This is a genomic window from Thiohalocapsa marina, assembly GCF_008632335.1.
GTDB classification, from domain to species: domain Bacteria; phylum Pseudomonadota; class Gammaproteobacteria; order Chromatiales; family Chromatiaceae; genus Thiohalocapsa; species Thiohalocapsa marina.
This window is the reverse complement of record NZ_VWXX01000078.1, coordinates 1-1,369: the sequence shown is the minus strand read 5'-3', so window position 1 is coordinate 1,369 and position 1,369 is coordinate 1. Positions and strand designations below refer to the sequence as shown.

At 64.1% G+C, this 1,369-nt stretch carries 1 protein-coding gene and 1 pseudogene; both read right to left on the bottom strand.

The features are described from left to right. The coding region (locus F2Q65_RS19245) for an AAA family ATPase (RefSeq protein WP_150095012.1) at window positions 1-606 on the bottom strand (606 nt) is incomplete at its 3' end. A 67-nt stretch (window positions 607-673) separates the two neighbouring features. Next, window positions 674-1,369 (bottom strand): annotated as a pseudogene (locus F2Q65_RS19240) (PD-(D/E)XK nuclease domain-containing protein); the annotation flags it as partial.

Here is a 1,369-nt window from a genome sequence, read left to right as displayed (position 1 = left end):
CGCCTTCACCGCCTTGAACACCGTCTTCAGCAGCCCCTCGCCGTACAGCAGCGCCTCGTAGCGGTCCTGGCTACCCGTCCGGTCCGCCATCAGCACCTCGTTGGCAAAATTGTCGTATTCGTCGATCAGCAGGTAGAGCCGATGCGGTGTTTGCGAGACGGCCATCAAGGCCGATTCCCAGGACGACAGAGCATTGTCTGGATGAATCGCGATGGGCGTCGGCAAGCGATCGGCATAGGCGCGCTGGAACTTTGCGATGCGGTCGTTGATGTGCTGGTGCAGTGCCGCCTCGATGTCGGCCACCTCGCCCTGTGCCTGCACCAGCGAGAAGTCCCACTTCATCACGTAGAACTGGTTGCGCAGGGGTGTCGGGTTGCGCCCCACCGCCAGGCCGTCGAACAAGGCCGCGAAGTCATCCACCCGGTTCAGGTCGTAGTAGTGCTCCAGCAGCGACAGCAGCAGGCTCTTGCCGAAGCGGCGCGGGCGCAGAAAGATCAGCTGCCGCCCGGTTGTCTCCAATAGCGCGATACGGTCGCTGCGGTCCTGATACCAGTAGCCGTCTCTGATCAGAGTGCCAAAGTCACTCAAGCCATAGGGGAATTTCATGGTCCCAAACCCTATTCTGCCCAGTCGCTCAATCACCCACCGCAGCGCGGCACCCGTGCAGCCAAGATCACACCACCCGCCACACCAGCCGCTCGATACCGAGGGCTACGACGGCGAAGGCACGCAGGTCCTTCAGCCCATGGCGCTCGCACAGCGTCGCACCATAGGTGCGTGCCTGTGCCGCGGCCTCGTCGAGCTTGGCCGCCACCGCTGGCAGCGCGGCCAGCTCGTCGCGTGGGCGCGACCGCACCTGCTCACCGCTCAGGCCCAGCTCCTTGAGCCCCAGGTATTTGAACTCCAGCAGCAGATCCAGCGCATCAAAACGCCGCATGTCCGGGCGCAGGATCAGGGCCAGATCCGCATAACCGCGGTCGGTCTCCAGCTCCGAGACGGCCATGTAGAGTCGGTCGTCGAACAGCAGCGTCAGGAACGCGAACTTCACCAGCAGCTCGTTGCTCCAGCGGTAGTCGCGGTTGGACAGGACGCGGAAGTAGCGTTGCTCGATGAACTCCGCCAGCGGCGTCAAATCGCCCTGTTGACCCAGCCGGCGGATCATCGCGGGCAGCTCGCGCTGTCCTTGCGGATCGGTCAGCCAACGCTCGCGCAACCGCTCCACATAGAGTCCGCGCGCCACCAGATTGGGGATGCGCAGGATGCACTCGTTGAACGAGGTCAGCCCCGCCAGTGTCAGGATGCCGAAGAAGTACAGCAGCGAGGCCATGAACGGCTGGTCCTTCACCGCCGCCAGCACGTCGGCCACGCC